15 protein-coding genes and 1 other annotated feature are annotated in these 18,077 nt (G+C 40.9%); of the genes, 8 read left to right on the top strand and 7 right to left on the bottom strand.

Annotation, left to right across the window (positions count from 1 at the left end; all coding sequences use genetic code 11):
• Nucleotides 1-14: 14 nt before the first annotated feature.
• Nucleotides 15-1,694, bottom strand: coding sequence for a sensor histidine kinase (locus A1QC_RS14930; protein ID WP_026025648.1), 1,680 nt, complete (start codon nucleotides 1,692-1,694; stop codon nucleotides 15-17).
• A 196-nt stretch (nucleotides 1,695-1,890) separates the two neighbouring features.
• Between A1QC_RS14930 and A1QC_RS14925 the strand changes: the two genes are divergently transcribed.
• Both A1QC_RS14925 and tyrA read left to right on the top strand, forming a co-directional pair.
• On the top strand, nucleotides 1,891-2,964 hold the full coding sequence (locus tag A1QC_RS14925) for a 3-deoxy-7-phosphoheptulonate synthase (RefSeq protein ID WP_017023724.1): 1,074 nt from the start codon (nucleotides 1,891-1,893) through the stop codon (nucleotides 2,962-2,964).
• Between the two features lie 36 nt (nucleotides 2,965-3,000).
• Nucleotides 3,001-4,131 carry a bifunctional chorismate mutase/prephenate dehydrogenase gene (gene tyrA / locus A1QC_RS14920; RefSeq protein WP_017023723.1) on the top strand — a complete coding sequence of 377 codons (1,131 nt, stop codon included), beginning with the start codon at nucleotides 3,001-3,003 and terminating at the stop codon, nucleotides 4,129-4,131.
• A 70-nt stretch (nucleotides 4,132-4,201) separates the two neighbouring features.
• Here the strand turns inward: tyrA and A1QC_RS14915 are convergent, their stop codons facing one another.
• The gene (locus A1QC_RS14915; RefSeq protein WP_017023722.1) at nucleotides 4,202-5,353 is read right to left on the bottom strand and encodes a M23 family metallopeptidase; all 1,152 of its coding nucleotides are present in this window, start codon (nucleotides 5,351-5,353) and stop codon (nucleotides 4,202-4,204) included.
• A gap of 81 nt (nucleotides 5,354-5,434) precedes the next feature.
• Between A1QC_RS14915 and A1QC_RS15775 the strand changes: the two genes are divergently transcribed.
• Nucleotides 5,435-5,560 carry a hypothetical protein gene (locus tag A1QC_RS15775; protein WP_277815824.1) on the top strand — a complete coding sequence of 42 codons (126 nt, stop codon included), beginning with the start codon at nucleotides 5,435-5,437 and terminating at the stop codon, nucleotides 5,558-5,560.
• A 9-nt stretch (nucleotides 5,561-5,569) separates the two neighbouring features.
• Here A1QC_RS15775 and ettA read toward each other — a convergent pair whose 3' ends face one another.
• A complete protein-coding gene (gene ettA, locus A1QC_RS14910) occupies nucleotides 5,570-7,237 on the bottom strand; it encodes an energy-dependent translational throttle protein EttA (protein ID WP_017023720.1) in 1,668 nt (555 codons plus the stop codon).
• Nucleotides 7,238-7,398: 161 nt separating this feature from the next.
• Between ettA and A1QC_RS14905 the strand changes: the two genes are divergently transcribed.
• Together A1QC_RS14905 and trpR are read left to right on the top strand one after the other, a co-directional pair.
• Nucleotides 7,399-9,393: a transglycosylase SLT domain-containing protein gene (locus A1QC_RS14905; protein WP_017023719.1), complete on the top strand. Its 1,995-nt coding sequence runs from the start codon at nucleotides 7,399-7,401 to the stop codon at nucleotides 9,391-9,393.
• Between the two features lie 4 nt (nucleotides 9,394-9,397).
• Nucleotides 9,398-9,724, top strand: coding sequence for a trp operon repressor (gene trpR / locus A1QC_RS14900; RefSeq protein WP_017023718.1), 327 nt, complete (start codon nucleotides 9,398-9,400; stop codon nucleotides 9,722-9,724).
• Nucleotides 9,725-9,751: 27 nt separating this feature from the next.
• On the opposite strand, the gene yjjX is transcribed toward trpR, so the two are convergent.
• The 4 genes from yjjX to bamD all read right to left on the bottom strand — a co-directional run bounded on the left by yjjX (nucleotide 9,752) and on the right by bamD (nucleotide 13,167).
• Nucleotides 9,752-10,291, bottom strand: coding sequence for an inosine/xanthosine triphosphatase (gene yjjX / locus A1QC_RS14895; protein WP_017023717.1), 540 nt, complete (start codon nucleotides 10,289-10,291; stop codon nucleotides 9,752-9,754).
• A 1-nt stretch (nucleotide 10,292) separates the two neighbouring features.
• Nucleotides 10,293-11,474 carry a prephenate dehydratase gene (pheA, locus tag A1QC_RS14890; RefSeq protein WP_017023716.1) on the bottom strand — a complete coding sequence of 394 codons (1,182 nt, stop codon included), beginning with the start codon at nucleotides 11,472-11,474 and terminating at the stop codon, nucleotides 10,293-10,295.
• Between the two features lie 10 nt (nucleotides 11,475-11,484).
• Nucleotides 11,485-11,606, bottom strand: a sequence feature (Phe leader region).
• 119 nt (nucleotides 11,607-11,725) lie between these two features.
• Entirely contained in the window at nucleotides 11,726-12,064 is a 339-nt protein-coding gene (gene hpf / locus A1QC_RS14885) for a ribosome hibernation-promoting factor, HPF/YfiA family (protein WP_017023715.1), read from the bottom strand.
• 374 nt (nucleotides 12,065-12,438) lie between these two features.
• Nucleotides 12,439-13,167 carry an outer membrane protein assembly factor BamD gene (gene bamD / locus A1QC_RS14880; protein ID WP_017023714.1) on the bottom strand — a complete coding sequence of 243 codons (729 nt, stop codon included), beginning with the start codon at nucleotides 13,165-13,167 and terminating at the stop codon, nucleotides 12,439-12,441.
• 161 nt (nucleotides 13,168-13,328) lie between these two features.
• On the opposite strand from bamD, the gene rluD reads away from it, so the two are divergent.
• From rluD to clpB, 3 genes are all read left to right on the top strand, one after another.
• Nucleotides 13,329-14,300, top strand: coding sequence for a 23S rRNA pseudouridine(1911/1915/1917) synthase RluD (rluD, locus tag A1QC_RS14875; RefSeq protein ID WP_017023713.1), 972 nt, complete (start codon nucleotides 13,329-13,331; stop codon nucleotides 14,298-14,300).
• 6 nt (nucleotides 14,301-14,306) lie between these two features.
• Nucleotides 14,307-15,059, top strand: coding sequence for a peptidoglycan editing factor PgeF (gene pgeF, locus A1QC_RS14870; RefSeq protein ID WP_017023712.1), 753 nt, complete (start codon nucleotides 14,307-14,309; stop codon nucleotides 15,057-15,059).
• A 124-nt stretch (nucleotides 15,060-15,183) separates the two neighbouring features.
• On the top strand, nucleotides 15,184-17,760 hold the full coding sequence (gene clpB, locus A1QC_RS14865) for an ATP-dependent chaperone ClpB (protein WP_017023711.1): 2,577 nt from the start codon (nucleotides 15,184-15,186) through the stop codon (nucleotides 17,758-17,760).
• Nucleotides 17,761-18,077: the final 317 nt, after the last annotated feature.

Genomic DNA, 18,077 nt, shown 5'->3' with positions numbered 1-18,077 from the left:
TTCCTTATCTATTTTTATTTACCGATCTTATCATTTGGGATCAAAAAACTCATACGAGTAAATTGACCATGATGACAATGGGTTTGTAGTTCTGCCATATCGCCAAAGTAGTTGGTTAGGCGCTTAGTTACAATCACCATACCTAAACCTTCATGATCTTGTTGAGGCGCGGTGAAACTGCCAGCATTATCCTCGACGGTAATCCGATAACCTAATGAATTTTGTTGGCTGTAAATACTGACTTTACCACCTTCTAATAGATTCCCGACGCCATGTTTAATCGCATTTTCAACCAAAGGTTGCAGGGTAAAGCTGGGAATTAATTTATCCAGTAACTCATCATCAATTTTGATTTCAACGTCAAGCCTATCGGTAAAACGGGCTTTCTCTATGGTGAGGTAAGCATTGACGTGGGCAAGTTCATCTTTAAAGCTGACCGTTTCAATGTTTTGTTTTAAGTTACTTCTGAAAAAGTGGGAAAGATGTTGAATAAGTTCACGTGCTTTATCGGGATCGCGGCGGATCACCGCACTAATAGTATTTAAAGCATTAAACAAAAAGTGAGGATTGACTTGGGCGTGCAGAAGTTTAATTTCAGACTGAGTTAATAGCGTTTGTTGTTGCTGAAAATCACCATAAAGAATTTGACTAGAAAGGAGTTGCGCGATGCCTTCTCCCATCGAGCGGTTAATATTAGAAAGCAGCTTTCGTTTTGGCTCATATAATTTAATCGTGCCAACCACTTCTTTTCCGGTTCGTAGGGGAATAACTAAAACTGAGCCCAATTTACAAGTATCGGATATCGAGCATTGGTAAGGCGAGTCTCTCCCATCTAGATAAATGACCCGGTTCTCTTCCATGGCTTGAAGGGTGCACTCTGAAGAAATTGGTGTGTTGGGTTGATGGTGGCTGTCACCGGTACCTATAAATGCTAAGATCTTTTCTTTATCCGTTATCGCTACGGCACCTACATTGGTTTCTTCATAAATAATACGTACGATTTTATCGGCATTCTCGGTATTAAAACCAGAATTCCAAATACCTACACTGCGTTCTGCAATGGTAAGAGCTCGCCGAGAAAAGGTAGCGGAATACTTTTCATAAATGGTTTTTCTATCTTGAAGGATACTGACGAACAACGCGGCGCCAATACAGTTTGCAATGATCATGGGTGCCGCGATTTCAGCCACTAAGGCGTAAGCTTGATCAAAAGGTTTGGCAACCGAGATAATGATCAGCATTTGGCTTACTTCTGCGATAAAGGTGATAGCCAGCACGACGATAGGGTTAAAAAGAAGATCCGATTTATCTTTTTTGACTAAGTATAAGTGCAGCAAACCGCCAATAAGCCCTTCGGCTGTGGTCGAGATAGCGCAAGCCACATCGGTAAAGCCGCCTAAACTATAACGATGCATGCCACCAGTTAAACCAACGGCAAAACCAACAATTGGCCCACCAAACAATCCCCCCATGACCGCTCCAATAGCTCGAGTATTGGCGATGGCGTCATTAAAGTTCAAGCCAAAGTAAGTCCCCATAATGCAAAATAATGAAAACAACACATAACAGCTGAATTTATGCGATAAGCGAGAAGAGATATTCAATAAAGGCAGGAATATTGGTGTCTTACTTAACATGTAAGCCAAGACTAAATACACACACATTTGCTGTAGTAACGAGAGAATTAAATCCATAATACCGTTTTTATTAGAGGATATGAGTATAAAAGTATTTTTGTAAATAAAATGATACAGGTGTAAATTATAATTTACTTTATTCTTGTGTTGGTAATCTACTTGAAAAGATAATAAATACTGTTACTTTGGAAACATAAAGCGCTGAGAGTTGACTCAGATAATTTTCGTATTAAAAAGTTTACAGGTATCCGTTATGCATAAGAGTGAATTAAGCAACATCAACATCAGCGATGAGCAAGTCATTATCACCCCGAATGAACTAAAACAAAAGATCCCATTAAGTGACAATGCTCGTCACTTCATTCAAGAGTCTCGTCAAACGATCTCAAACATTATACATAAGAAAGATCATCGTCTTTTGATCGTGTGTGGTCCATGTTCTATTCACGATATTGATGCTGCAAAAGAATACGCAAAACGTCTTAAAGCATTATCCGCACAATTGGATGACCAAATTTACCTTGTGATGCGTGTTTACTTTGAAAAACCGCGTACCACAGTCGGTTGGAAAGGCCTTATTAACGACCCACATTTAGATAACTCTTTCGATATTGAACATGGTTTGCATATTGCACGTCAACTGTTGGTTGATTTAGCTGAAATGGAAATCCCATTAGCGACAGAAGCGCTAGACCCAATTAGCCCGCAATACTTAGGCGATACGTTCAGCTGGGCGGCTATTGGCGCTCGTACTACGGAGTCGCAAACTCACCGTGAAATGGCCAGTGGTTTATCTGTACCTGTCGGCTTTAAAAATGGTACCGATGGCAGCTTATCGACGGCGATTAATGCGATGCAAGCCGCCTCATCGAGCCACCGTTTTATGGGGATTGATAGTGATGGTCAAGTGGCTTTATTAACGACTCAAGGTAATGCTAATGGTCACGTTATTTTACGTGGCGGCAAGCAAACCAATTACGATTCAGTGTCGGTGAATGAATGTGAACAAGAAATGGCGAAGCATGGCTTAGATGCCGCATTGATGGTTGATTGTAGCCACGCTAACTCACGTAAAGATTATCGTCGTCAGCCATTAGTGGCAGAAGATGTAATCCATCAAATTCGTGAAGGGAATCAATCCATCATTGGTTTAATGATTGAAAGTCACATCAATGAAGGCAATCAAGGATCAGATATTCCCTTTTCTGAAATGAAGTATGGTGTATCCATCACAGATGCGTGCATTAATTGGGATTCAACGGAAACATTACTACGCCATGCGCATCAAGAATTGGTACCATTTTTAGAAAATCGCCTTAAAGGGTAGAGTAGGGCGCATAGCATCAATTTAGGATAGGAATAAATGGCTGTTGAACTGAATGAATTAAGAGATCAAATCGACGCCGTAGACAAACAAATCGTTGAGCTTTTGGCTCAGCGATTGTCTTTGGTTGAGAAAGTCGGTGAAGTGAAAAGTAAACATGGTTTACCGATTTACGCCCCAGATCGTGAAGCTGCGATGTTGGCTTCACGTCGCGCTGAAGCTGAAAAGCGTGGTGTTCCACCTCAATTAATTGAAGATATTTTACGACGCACTATGCGTGAATCGTATGCCAGCGAAAAAGATTCTGGTTTTAAATGCTTAAATCCAGAGTTAGGTTCGGTGGTTATTGTTGGTGGTAATGGGCAATTAGGCGGACTATTTAAGCGTATGTTTGAGCTTTCTGGCTACCAAGTGAAAGTCTTGGGCAGCAAAGATTGGGATAACGCTGAAGAGATCGTGCAAGATGCCGGAATGGTGGTGGTGAGTGTTCCAATCCATTTAACCGACTCGGTCATTAAGAAGTTGCCGAAATTGCCGGATGATTGCATTTTATGTGATTTAACCTCGATTAAAGCAGAGCCTTTAGCAGCGATGCTCGAAGCGCACTCAGGACCCGTGGTTGGTTTGCATCCTATGTTTGGCCCAGACATTCCAAGCATGGCAAAGCAAGTGATTATTTGCAGTGATGGGCGTATGCCAGAAACTTACCAATGGTTACTTAAACAATTTGAAATTTGGGGTGCGAGTATTTGTGCTATTGATGCAGAAGAGCACGACAATGGCATGACGCTTATTCAAGCATTACGTCATTTTACTTCTTTTGCTTACGGCTCTCATTTATCAAAAGAAAATCCAAATCTCGATACTTTAGTGCAATTAAGCTCACCAATTTACCGTTTAGAATTAGCAATGGTTGGTCGCTTATTTGCTCAAGATCCTGAATTATATGGTGATATCATTATGTCGTCTCAACGCAATATTGATATGATCAAACGTTTCCATCAACGCTTTGGTGAAGCCATTCAAATTTTGGATAACCAAGACAAGCAAGCTTTTGTGGATCAATTTAATACCGTTTCAGAATGGTATGGTGACTACTCTCAGCAATTTATGCGTGAAAGTCAGAATCTATTGAAACAAGCCAATGATGCGATTCATCGCGGGAAGTAAGTCGCCCTGATGTAATTCATTGAAAAGTATTGGCCTCTTATCATGATGATAGGAGGCTTTTTTATTACCGCTATTCGGCTACTGTTGTCCAACCATCTTCATTTAATCCAAAATCTTGTAGGCCTTCACTTCTTTTTTTCGCTTGCTTGACCGGTTTTGTATCTATCGAGTTTTTATGGTTCATTTTACTGCTCATGGCGAGTAGCACTTGTAGGTTTACCGTGCGATTTAGTTGCTCGATCAGGCTATTCCAAGGCACTTGCTTTTGTTGGCTGAATAATTGAGCCGTTTCTTCGGGCTTCCATGTCATAAAATCTTTTGGGTTGAGCGTTTTGCCAATAAATCGAACTTCATAATGTAGATGTGAACCAGTTGAATTGCCGCTGCTACCACAAAAACCAACGCGATCTCCTTTTTCAACAAACTGCCCTGGTTTTACTGAAAATTGATTTAAATGCGCATATAGCGTGGAAAATCCAAAGGAATGGCGGATTTTTAATAAGTTACCGTAGCCTTGATTACTGGCACGTGTCATTTCTATCACGCCGTCTGCAGTTGCAAATACTGGGGTACCAAGAGGGCAAGTAAGATCCATGCCTAAATGACGCTTCCACTTGCCGCTGATGGGGTGAAGGCGGTTTCCATAAGGTGATGAGACTCTTTTGTAGTTAACAGGAGTATCGTTAGGGATCATTTGGAATAATGACGCTTTTAAAGCGGGAGGTAATGGAAAGCGGATCGACTCGTTATCCTCAAACGTTTTGAGTGCTTGCTCGAAGCGTGAACCTGATGCTGTGGTTTCATCTGGAGTGTCTAAACCATCAAATGATTCACTTTCCATGAAATCTTGCTCGCCAGTATCACTGTCTGTCTCATCTCTCTTATGGATATCTTGATACGTTAATTTATTTGTAGATTCTAGAGTCGTTTTAAGCGTTTGATTGATACTTAATTGTTCTTGATAAAGACGTTGATATTTATCTAGTTGTTGATTGAGATCTTGCTGTTTTGACGCTTGAATATTATCTCTTAATGGCATGTGATAAACGATGTAACCTAAAGATAATAACGTGATAAAGGCAATCAAGAGACCTTTTTTTGTTCGTATTTTTCCTGCTATGATCTTAAAGATCATGATAGGCCAAATACTTTTATTCACATTGTTATTTTCACCTGATTGATTGCTTTTAGCAACGGGGTGTGAAGATGGTATGTTCGGCATTGTGGGATCTAAATTAGTCATAAAGCGAGAACAAAAATAAAGGGTGCTTAATGGTCTACAGCAATTTATAACGTGCGAAAAGTGAAGGTTGATTTTGCAAAAGAAAATTACAGCGCTGTTCTCATTTCGTGCTTGATGAGAGGAAAAGCTAAAAAAGCCATTGCTGAGAAAAAGGGCAATGGCTTTGATTTTTATTTAAATGGCTAACTTGTTTACTTACTTAGTCACACGCTTATATTTAATGCGGTGAGGTTCAGTTGCTGCCGCGCCAAGCGTTTGTTTTAACCAATCTGAATACTCAGTGTAGTTACCTTCGAAGAAGTTTACTTGGCCTTCATCTCGGTAATCGAGAATATGTGTAGCGATGCGATCTAAGAACCAACGGTCATGCGAGATAACCATAGCGCAACCTGGGAACTCTAATAACGCTTCTTCTAGTGCTCGTAGTGTTTCAACATCAAGGTCATTGGTCGGTTCATCGAGTAGTAATACGTTACCGCCCGCCTTCAGCAGTTTAGCAAGATGGACACGGTTACGTTCACCACCAGAAAGTTCACCAATGCGTTTTTGCTGATCGACGCCACGGAAATTGAAGCGAGAGCAGTAAGCACGTGCGGGAATTTCAAAGCTGTTAATCTTGATGATATCCGCACCTTCCGAGATTTCTTGGAATACGGTGTTATTGTCGTTCATGCTATCGCGGAACTGATCGACAGAAGCCAGTTTGACGGTTTCGCCAAGCTCAACAGTACCTGAATCAGGCTGTTCAGCACCACTGAGCATTTTAAATAGGGTCGATTTACCCGCTCCGTTGGCACCCACGATACCGACGATGGCTCCTTTTGGCATGCTGAATGAGAGATCATCAATCAGAACGCGATTACCAAAAGATTTCGTTAGATTCTTGACTTCTAACACTTTGTCACCAAGGCGCTCACCCGGTGGGATGAACAGTTCGTTAGTTTCATTACGTTTTTGGTGATCGGTCTTGTTCAATTCTTCAAAGCGTGCCATACGAGCTTTTGATTTCGCTTGACGGCCTTTTGGATTTTGACGAACCCATTCCAATTCTTTCTCGATGGTTTTCTTACGCGCACTTTCGGTTGAAGCTTCTTGCTCTAAGCGAGCATCTTTTTGCTCTAACCATGAAGTGTAGTTACCTTCCCATGGAATACCTTCACCACGGTCTAGCTCTAGAATCCAACCCGCAGCGTTATCTAAGAAGTAACGGTCATGGGTAATGGCGACGACGGTACCGCTATAATCGACAAGGAAGTGCTCAAGCCATGCGACAGATTCCGCATCTAAGTGGTTGGTTGGTTCATCGAGTAATAGCATGTCTGGTTTTTCAAGCAATAAACGACAGATCGCAACACGACGACGTTCACCACCAGATAAAAATTCAATTTTCGCATCCCATTCTGGCAGGCGAAGGGCATCAGCGGCACGCTCTAATGCGTTTTCAAGGTTGTGACCATCTTTTGCCTGGATTAAGGCTTCTAATTCACCTTGTTCTTTGGCTAGTGCATCAAAATCAGCATCCGGTTCAGCATAAGCTGCGTAAACTGCATCAATTCGTTTTAATGCATCCGCGACATCGGCAACGGCTTCTTCTACAATTTCACGAACAGTCTTGGATTCGTCGAGCACAGGCTCTTGAGGCAGGTAGCCCACATTCAAACCCGGTTGAGGACGAGCTTCGCCATCAATATCGGTATCCAAACCGGCCATAATGCGTAAAAGTGTTGATTTACCTGAGCCATTTAGACCAAGAACACCAATTTTGGCACCAGGAAAAAAACTTAGTGAGATATCTTTCAATATTTGACGTTTCGGTGGCACGATTTTGCTCACACGAGACATGGTATAGACGTATTCAGCCATAGCCGCTCAGATCCTATTCTTTAGCATAATTGAAAAGGATAGTTTACTCTTTCTAACAGAAGATTCACACTAGGTGAGTGAAAACAAGGTTATTATCAATCTGCTATCTTTCATTGGTTTCATATTGTTTTATGAGACATTTTTAGGGAAAACCCATATTCATGCCGCATTTAAAAAAGACGATATTTTCTTGTCTTGCATCAGCAACCTATCTCTTTTCTTATGGGTCTGTTGTCGCACAGCCAGTGGCTGAGACTCAAGTCAAGGAAGCAAAAGCAAGTGACGCTACTCCTGTTGATTTATCCCCTTTGGAAAAACAGCGTCAAATTTACCAGCAAGCTCAAGACTTGTTGGATGACGATAAAGTGGATGATTATCAATTGATTCGGCCTCAAATTGCGAGCTATCCATTAACGCCTTATGTGGATTACCGCGCGTTTATTTCGGACATTGAACATCGTACGCCACAAGAAGTGAATGATTTTGAGGCTAAGTACAAAACCGTTCCATTTTCCAGCCGCCTCAGTGCTAATTATTTAAGTGCTTTAGCGAAAACCAAACAATGGAAATTGATGTCAGAATACCAAACACAAGAGCCGAAAGGGCAAACTTATCAGTGTTATTATTATTATTCACAATGGACACAAGGCCAAAAAGACTTAGCTTATAAAGGTGCTAAGAAACTTTGGCTTACAGGCAGCAATGTTTCATCCGCATGTGATAATTTATTTTCAGAGTGGGCAAAAGCTGGGTTAAGAGATGATGATATAGTTTTAGAGCGCATGTTACTCACCTTCAAATCGTCTAATTCAAATATGTTTAGCTATTTAGATGATTTTCTAAAAAGTGACTTAGCTAAACAACAATCACAAGACTTACAAAGTTTATATTCAAAGCCAAATGGTGTTTTAGAGTATAGCCAAAGGGCTAAGGTGACCCCTTTTAGCCAAGAATTAACGGAGCTAGCACTAAGTCGGTTGATTCGAACAAATACCCAACAAGCCGTGGATGTTTTTGATCAAGTTGTGAAAGCTCAAAAGCTACCACAAAAAGATCAAGCCTCTCTCGCTAACTTGGCAAGTGCTTGGTTAATGAATACGAGTAACGATGATCTGGCTAAGTGGCGTGATAATGCTCTCAATCAATACGGTGAAACGTCACGTTTAGAGCGTCGCGCTCGCTTGGCGATTCAAAATGCAGATTGGAAATCGCTTGATCATTGGATAGATAAACTTCCTGAAAGTGATAGAAATACAACTCGTTGGCAATATTGGAAAGGCCGAGTTGAATTATCGCAAGGAAAAGACAAACAAGCGAAACAGCGTTTAACTAAAATTTTAGGGCAGCGTGATTTTTATAGTGTAGCGGCGGCCAATTTACTTGGTGAGCCAATTCGTTATGAAAGCAAGGTGTTAACTGAAAAAACAGCGGATCTCTCCTCAAAGCAAGATGCCCTTAATCGCGTTCAGGAAATGATTGCGGTTGATAAAATTAGTGCTGCAAAAAGTGAATGGCGTTGGTTGCTATGGCACAGTACTGAAAATGAAAAGAAGGCTTTAGCTGAGTATGCCACTCAAAAACGTTGGCACAATTTTGCTGTGGTTGCGACTATTGAGGCGAAAATGTGGGACTACACCAGCATGCGTTTTCCAATTGCTCACCGCTGGTGGTTTGACTTCTACTCAAAGAAAAATGGGGTTCCATTAATTACGTTAATGTCGTTGGCTCGACAAGAAAGCGCATTAGATGTTGAAGCGCGATCTCCTGTTGGGGCTCGTGGTATTATGCAAATTATGCCTGCAACGGCTAAACACACGGCCGATGTCTATAAGTTAGAATATGAAAACGTTAATGAGCTCTATGATGTTCAAAAGAATATTGAAATTGGTAGTTCATATTTAGGCGGTTTACTCGACGATTTTAACCATAACCGAATCTTCGCATTTGCCGCTTATAATGCAGGTCCACATCGAGTGAAGACGTGGCGAGCACGAACGAATCAAACAATTGATGCTTATTCTTTTATTGAAGCGATCCCGTTTAATGAAACGCGTGGCTATGTGCAGAATATTTTGATGTTTGAAACTTATTATCGCAATCTACTTGGTCAAGATGGAGTATTCTTAACTCCAGACGAACTAAAGGAAAAGTATTAAATTCATGACGAACGCTACTGAGCCTAAAGGCACTCCGGAATTTGAACGATGGCAAGATGTGTTATCTTTATTAGAACAATCTTGCCAGCAGGAACAATTGGACTTTTTGTTGTCGATGTTGCTGACTTTCGATGAGCGTGAGGCGCTGCTTGCTAGAATGAATATTTTGCATGAACTTATGAAAGGGGAGCACTCTCAACGCCAGATCAGCCAAATGTTAGGGGTAGGTGTTGCGACGATCACTCGAGGTTCGACTGAGCTTAAAAAGCTTGAGCAAGATAAAAAACAGCAACTTCAACGTATGTTGCAAGCTGCTGTAGATAAAGAGTAATAACGAGAGTTATAAGAAAGGCTGAATCTAAAAGTGCTCTGGATTTAAAAACGGAATTAAAGCCAGCACTAACGCTTGGTGGTAAACCGAACTTCGAGTCAATTGGTGGTGTGTTAGTAAACCTATCGCGCCACCTTTTTGTTTAATATTCTCGGTAGAGAACACTTCATCCATAACATACCCAAGCTCTTTACCCTGGCGTACTTTTTCTAAGACGGAAGGGGGAAGCATTAGGCAAGCTGAGCGAGACTCTCCACGCTTTATTTGTTTATGGTTATCTTCGATGATCATCCATGCATATGTGAAATCACCTTCAATCCCAGCCTCTAAGCCCACATAATAATCGCCATCATTGATCTTAACTTTGGCATTTCTCACTCGATTTAAAGCACCAAGTTTTGTTTCCTGATCATTCATTGGTTGATCGGGAACCTCACTAGCAACCGATACGCCTTCAAAGGTGAAGGTTGTTGCTGGGAATGAAGCTTTAAACGCGCTTTCAACTGCTTGAATTTTTGCAGGATTAAGCGAAGCCACAACGACCTTTTGTAAAGACGAATTAGACACCTTACGACTCCAGTTTTACTTGTGTTGGCTTAATGTTTTCAATTGGATAGCAACCTAGCACTTTGAGGTGGCGTGTGATTTTTGTGAGTTCCACTATTGCTTGTTGCATTTCTTGTGATTCTAAATGGGCTTTTAAATCCACATAGAACATTTCTTCCCAAGGGTTACCCATGATTGGGCGAGACTCAAGCTTGGTCATGTTGATGCCGTAGCGTTGCAGTACAAGTAAAGTTTGTACTAAAGATCCAGTTTCTTGTGATGTCGACATGATAACAGTCGTTTTTGCTGGGATCTGAGTTGAGACTTCAACCGGTTTACGCGCCACTACAATAAAACGAGTATGGTTTTCCGTTTGGTTAGCAATGTTCTCTTTAATGATCTGTAGACCATACAATTTACCACTGGACGAGTTACCAATTGCTGCAACATCCGTTTGCTTCATGTCTTTGACTTTTTGCATGGCATCAGCAGTACTTGCACAAGATTCTAAAGTCACCCCATTTAATCGGCTTAAAAACTCACTGCATTGTTGATGAGGTTGTGGGTGAGAATAAAGGGTTTTGATGTCTTCCAAGCGCATCTCTTGTGGTGCAAGCAAGCAATGTTCAATGGGAAGGGTTAACTCACCCACAATATACAACGTCGTATGTTGTAATAAGTCGTAAACTTCGTTGATGGAGCCTGAACTGGTATTTTCAATGGGTAGTACACCAAAATCGGCGTGGCCAGATTCTACGGTTGAAGCCACTTCTTTAAAATGACTGCAATTGAGTTCAATGAGTTCGGTATTTTTACGGCTGAAGTACTCACGGCTTGCTAAGTGCGAATAAGATCCTTTGGCACCGAGAAAGGCTACTCTGGCTAACGGCTTTCTACTTTGCTGCGGGTTAGCAAGGTCTTGTAGGTATGATTGTTGTAGTAAGACAGAGTCTTCAATAATGGTGTGAAAAAGCTTGGTGATGTAGGTGGCGTCAAGTTGGTATTTTTCTTTACCGTTATTTATCAATTTTACCAATAACTCTTGTTCACGCTTTGCATCTCGAACTGGTTTAGAGGTTTCAACCTTGCTCTTGGCCACTTCAATGCTGAGTGCGCGGCGCTCAGAAATAATGCTAAGTAACTGGTCATCAAGCTCATTAAGTCTAAGCCTAATTTCTTCAAGTGAATATTGGTGTTGAGTCATAACTTATCCCTATAAAAAAGCCCCCCAGAGTGGGAGGCTTTCTGTCCGTTTTTGGCTTATTTTTAAAACGACATCTAGCCCCACCAGTTAGGATGGAAAAAAGAAGCCAAAAAAGAACAGTTTGAATGAATGCATAATATTTATTTTCCTGTAAAGAGATAACACCATAAGCAAGCAAGGATAAAGCGTCAAGCAAAAAAATAGCGCCCAATTGAGCGCTATAAAGGTTTACTGTTATTTCAGAGAGCGGATTATTCGACTTCGGCCTCTTCTTCAACTTCAATTTTTTCAGCTTTAGCTCGTTTGGCTTCTGGCTTGTGGCTGAGTTTGTTTAGTTGGCGTTCCAATTTATGTTCGGCTTCATTGATGGCTTTATACAGATCTTCATGTGAAGCGGATGCAACAAGTTGGCCCTTTGGTACCGTAATCGTTGCTTCAATTTTTTGTTGATTACCCGGTTCAGTGCTAATGGTTGCTTGGCAGTGTATGAGTTCAATTTGCCATTTTTCAAGCTTTTTGAATTTAGCCTCAATGTATTCACGGATAGAAGAGGTCACTTCGATATTTTTACCAGTTACATTTATAGTCATAGATTCTTTCCTCTTGCGACCTTGATTAGTTGCTTTCAGATTACCGTTTTAAATCGAAATAAATGTGATTAAGATCATCTTTATCAGTTATATGGCTATATAGATACGTAAATGTGATCATAAACAAAAGTTAATGATTTTATACAAGTAAAAGGCTTGTTCTTCTGTGAGAAATGAGTAGATTAGATTGAATGGCTACTAAAGATTTATGTTTTTAGGGGCTTGTTTTAATTGAAATTTATTCTGTGTGTTTTTTCATCATTCTCCTCTGTTATCTAATTTATCCTGCTTTTGGTGTTGTTCGTGTTTTGGTTAGAGCAACGCATAAAAAAAGCAGCGATTGCTCGCTGCTCTGATAGCTCTTCAATAAACATTTATTTTTTGTTGTTTAAATCGATGAGAGTTTGCGTTTGTTGAATGCCATCTTCTAAATTTAAGGCTTTATAAGCTTTAAGTTGAATTTCTAATGACTCATGTGCAGCCTTCGTATCCGGATACGTTTTTTGGATTTCTTGGCTACGGTTAATTGCTGCAATCCAAGCTTTACGGCGCAGATAAAAATCAGCAGAGGCTAAGTCATATTCTGCTAAGCGGTTTTTTAATGCTAATAAACGAATGCGAGAGTCGGCAGCGTATTGGCTTGTTGGGTAGCGTTCAAGTAAGCGTTTAAAATCACTAAAGGCGGATTTAACCGGTTCAGGATCTCGGTCTGAACGATCAATCCCAAAAAGCGTGTGCATAAAGTTTGAATCTTGAGCCATATGAGTTAAACCACGCATGTATAATATCCAATCTGAACGCTCATGAGTTGGATTTAAACGGGTAAAACGAGAAATAGTAGCTAAAGTTAATGGGTAATCGCCATTTTTGTAGTAGGCAAAAATGAGATCGAGTTGTACTTGATCTGAATAAGGGCCAAAAGGATAGCGCGAATCTAGAGCTTCAAGTTTTTTTATTGCGTCAGCCCAATCGCCAGATTGTAACTGTTGCTGTGCTTGAGTATAGAGATCCGACGGTGGCATGTCCGGAACTGCGTCTTTATTGTCGGCACAGCCAGCTAATAAAAGTAGGGTAATTAGACCCAAAAGGTATTGGCGTTTCATTGTGAGGATAAAATTCCTTGAATTAAATATTGTCGCGTCCGTTACTTCTTACAACTTAACAGATACAATGGTGAATAACACTATTTTACCAATAACGGTGAATAGACCTATTTTATCCATATTATTGGATATTAGTCTCATGGTTTTTTAAAAAGTTCGATATGGCCCAGCAGATAATACGCACCGATACAGTAAAAGATTCTCAATTAGGGCAGCGCTTAGATCAAGCGATTGCTGAATTATTTTCAGAATTTTCTCGTTCTCGCCTTAAAGAATGGTTGCTTGACGGCAAGGTTCAAGTTAATGGTGAGGTAGTAACTAAAGCTCGCACTCGAGTGATGGGCGGTGAAGAAGTTACCGTTCAAGCCGAGTTAGAAGATGAACAACGTTGGGAAGCTCAAGATATTCCTCTTGATATTGTTCATGAAGATGATCACATCATCGTGATTAATAAACCTCGCGATCTTGTCGTTCACCCTGGCGCAGGTACACCTGATGGTACGGTTTTGAATGCATTGTTGCATCATTACCCTTCGATCGCTGAAGTACCTCGAGCTGGTATTGTTCATCGTTTGGATAAAGATACGACAGGCTTAATGGTGGTGGCGAAAACGGTTCAAGCACAAACCCGTTTAGTTCGTGCGCTTCAAAAGCGTAATATAACTCGTGAATATGAAGCCATTATCATTGGTAACATGACTGCGGGTGGGATGGTAGAAAAGCCAATTGGTCGCCATTCAACCAAACGTACTTTAATGGCGGTGAATGAATTAGGTAAGCCTGCGATTACTCATTATCGTGTGGCTGAGCATTTCCGAGTTCATACTCGTATTCGTTTACGTTTAGAGACAGGTCGTACTCACCAAATTCGTGTTCACATGGCTTATATTCAACATCCTTTGTTAGGGGATATTGCTTATGGTGGTCGTGCCCGTATTCCTAAAGGCGCATCTCAAGAGCTAACGGAAATGATCCGTAACTTTGATCGTCAAGCACTTCATGCGGTGATGTTGAAGTTTAAACATCCAGGAACTGGTGAGGAAATGTCATTCCATGCCCCTGTCCCTGACGATATGATCGTGATGGCTGAAGCTCTGCGTCAAGATGCGAAAGACAATAAAGAAGAGGAATAAGTTGCAATGAAGTTTATTTCTCCTAATTGGCCTGCACCTAAAAATGTGAAAGCATTTAGCTCAACTCGTTGGGAGGGTGTATCGCAAGGTGTGTATCAAGGGTTAAATCTGGGTATGCATGTGGGAGATGATGAAGTTCTTGTACAGACAAACCGTAATTTGGTGGTGGCTGGTGCAGCAATGCCAACCTCACCAGTTTGGTTGAATCAAACGCATTCGAATTCGGTGATTGAACTTAATAAACTGACTCATCAAGCGTTAGATGGCGATGGTGCCATTACGACTCATAAAAAAATCGTATGTACGGTGATGACTGCAGATTGTTTGCCGGTATTGCTAACCAATACTGATGGCACGCAAGTTGCGGCAGTGCATGCCGGTTGGCGTGGGCTTGCTGATGGTATTTTAGAAAATGCGGTGCAACAATTCACAAAACCTAGTCAAGTTATGGCTTGGATTGGACCGGCTATTGGTTCAAATGCTTTTGAAGTAGGTAGTGATGTCTTTGAAGTATTTACTCATTTTGATTCCCATGCTCGTGACGCTTTTATCCGACATCACCCGAAAAGAGCAGCAAAAGATAGCCCGAAGAAGTGGTTGGCGAATATGTCTTTGCTTGCTACACAGAGATTAAATCTTGCTGGTGTAGAGCAGGTTTTTGATAGTCAGCGATGTACTTTTTCTGAACCGGATGACTTTTACTCTTATCGCCGTGATGGTGTGACAGGTCGACAAGCAACTTTTATTTGGATGGAATGATATTCGTTCTATTAATCTCCTGCTCTTGAAAACTCTCTCCTTAGCATCCATCTATAAGCCATAAATAACGTTTCTTTTGAGGCACTTTTTTCTGAAGTGTCTTTATTGAAAGTGGAGGCTTATTATGCGTTTTGACAAATTCACCAGTAAATTCCAGCTTGCTATTTCTGATGCACAATCACTTGCGTTAGGCCGAGATCATCAATTCATCGAGCCTGTGCATTTGATGCAGGCATTATTGAATCAAGATGGCAGCACGATTCGACCTATTTTCACTATGCTCGGTGTTGATGGTACCCAGCTGCGATCAAAATTAAGCCAAGAATTAGATAAATTGCCGAAAGTGACAGGCACTGGCGGTGACGTACAATTATCGAAAACCCTTGGTAATTTATTAAACCTCTGCGACCAATTTGCCCAACAACGAAAAGATGCTTACATATCATCCGAGATTTTTTTATTAGCGGCAGTTGAAGATCGTGGCGCGTTAGGCAAGTTATTTAAAGACTTGGGTTTAACTAAAGATAAAGTGGCTAAAGCCATTGATGAAATTCGTGGTGGTCAAAATGTTGATGATCCTAATGCAGAAGAAAAACGTCAAGCATTAGAAAAATACACCATTGATTTAACGGAACGTGCTGAGCAAGGCAAACTCGATCCTGTGATTGGCCGTGATGATGAAATTCGTCGCACGATTCAAGTACTGCAACGCCGAACCAAAAATAACCCTGTGTTGATTGGTCAACCCGGTGTTGGTAAAACGGCGATTGTTGAAGGTTTAGCATTACGTATCATCAATAATGAAGTACCAGAAGGTTTACGTGGACGGCGGGTTTTATCTTTAGATATGGGCGCGTTGATTGCTGGTGCTAAATATCGTGGAGAGTTTGAAGAGCGATTAAAAGCGGTGCTTAACGAACTTGCCCAAGAAGATGGCAATATTATTTTATTTATTGATGAACTACATACCATGGTTGGTGCTGGTAAAGGCGAAGGTTCAATGGATGCCGGTAACATGCTTAAACCTGCGTTAGCGCGTGGTGAGTTGCATTGTGTCGGCGCAACCACGCTAGATGAATATCGGCAATATGTTGAAAAAGATCCAGCATTAGAACGTCGTTTCCAAAAAGTGCTGGTGGATGAGCCTAGCGTTGAAGACACCATTGCTATTTTACGTGGTTTAAAAGAGCGTTATGAACTTCATCATCATGTTGAAATTACTGACCCTGCGATTGTTGCTGCGGCCACATTATCTCATCGTTATGTCTCAGATAGACAATTGCCAGATAAAGCGATCGATTTAATTGATGAAGCAGCATCGAGTATTCGAATTCAAATGGATTCAAAACCAGAATCTTTGGATAAGTTAGATCGCCGTATTATTCAATTAAAAATAGAGCAACAAGCACTGCTCAATGAAAGTGATGCGGCAAGTACTAAGCGGTTGGAAATCTTAAACCAAGAGTTAACAGAAAAAGAGCGTGAATATTCTGAACTCGAAGAAGTGTGGAAAACGGAAAAAGCAGCACTTTCCGGTACACAACATATTAAAACCGAATTAGAACAAGCGCGTTTAGATATGGATGTGGCTCGCCGTGCGGGTGACTTGCAACGTATGTCTGAATTGCAATACGGTAAAATTCCAGAACTTGAAAAACAATTAGAGATAGCATCACAAGCCGAGACGATAGAGATGACGCTTTTGAAAAATCGCGTAACTGATGCGGAAATTGCTGAAGTACTCTCTAAACAAACCGGTATCCCTGTCTCTAAAATGTTAGAAGCAGAAAAAGCTAAGTTGCTTTCTATGGAAACAGTATTGCATGAACGTGTTATTGGACAAAAAGAAGCGGTAGAAGTGGTTTCCAATGCTATTCGTCGTAGCAGAGCTGGATTATCTGATCCGAATAAACCGATTGGTTCATTCTTATTTTTAGGGCCTACAGGGGTGGGTAAAACTGAGCTATGTAAAACGTTGGCAAGCTTTATGTTTGATAGTGCAGATGCCATGGTTCGGATTGATATGTCTGAATTTATGGAAAAGCATTCGGTTTCACGTTTGGTTGGCGCACCTCCTGGTTATGTTGGTTATGAGGAGGGGGGTTACTTAACAGAAGCGGTTCGCCGTAAACCTTATTCAGTGATTTTATTGGATGAGGTTGAAAAGGCGCATCCTGATGTATTTAATATTTTACTTCAAGTGCTAGATGATGGCCGCTTAACGGATGGACAAGGTCGTACGGTAGATTTTAAAAATACTGTTGTGATAATGACATCGAACTTAGGATCGGATCGAATCCAAGAAAAGGCCGCGACCTCGACTTATGACTCGATGAAAGCAGAAGTGATGGAAATTGTTAGTCAGCACTTTAGACCTGAGTTCTTAAATCGTGTAGATGAAAGCGTCGTATTCCATCCATTAGGGCAAGAGCAAATAAAATCGATAGCCTCTATTCAATTAGAACGCTTAAGTCAGCGTATGGCTGAAAAAGAATATATTCTTGATGTTGGTGATGATGCGTTGGAATTAGTCGCTCAAGTTGGCTTTGATCCTGTATATGGTGCGAGACCTTTGAAACGAGCAATTCAGCAGATGGTGGAGAATCCATTAGCGCGCTCGATTTTGTCGGGGGAATTGATTCCTGGCCAAACGGTTCATTTAACCGTAAAGGATGATCAGATAGTTGCTAATCAATCATAGTTAGTTGTTGCAAGTACGTTAAAGGGAGCCTTATGTGGCTCCCTTTTTTATAGTTGCACTATTATTTGATTGTCATGCACTCAAATAATCATTCTAAAACTAATTAATAGAGATGGTAATTTAAAAAGTGGTAGAGATTAAAACTGAGAGATATCATTCATTTTTAATAACTCTGTGGATAAAATGTTAGTTATAGGTGTGAAAAGTTGTAAAAATAAACACTTGGTCGATAAGTGTTCGAACGAGTGGTTTTTTTAAGTTTTTTTGAAGTTTTCTATTGCCAATGAAATTTAACTCCCTATAATGCGCCCTCACTG

Origin of the sequence: Vibrio rumoiensis 1S-45 (assembly GCF_000286955.2) — a bacterium.
Classification (GTDB): domain Bacteria; phylum Pseudomonadota; class Gammaproteobacteria; order Enterobacterales; family Vibrionaceae; genus Vibrio; species Vibrio rumoiensis_A.
Note: the sequence above shows the minus strand (reverse complement) of the source record. Positions and strands in the feature narration are given on the sequence as shown.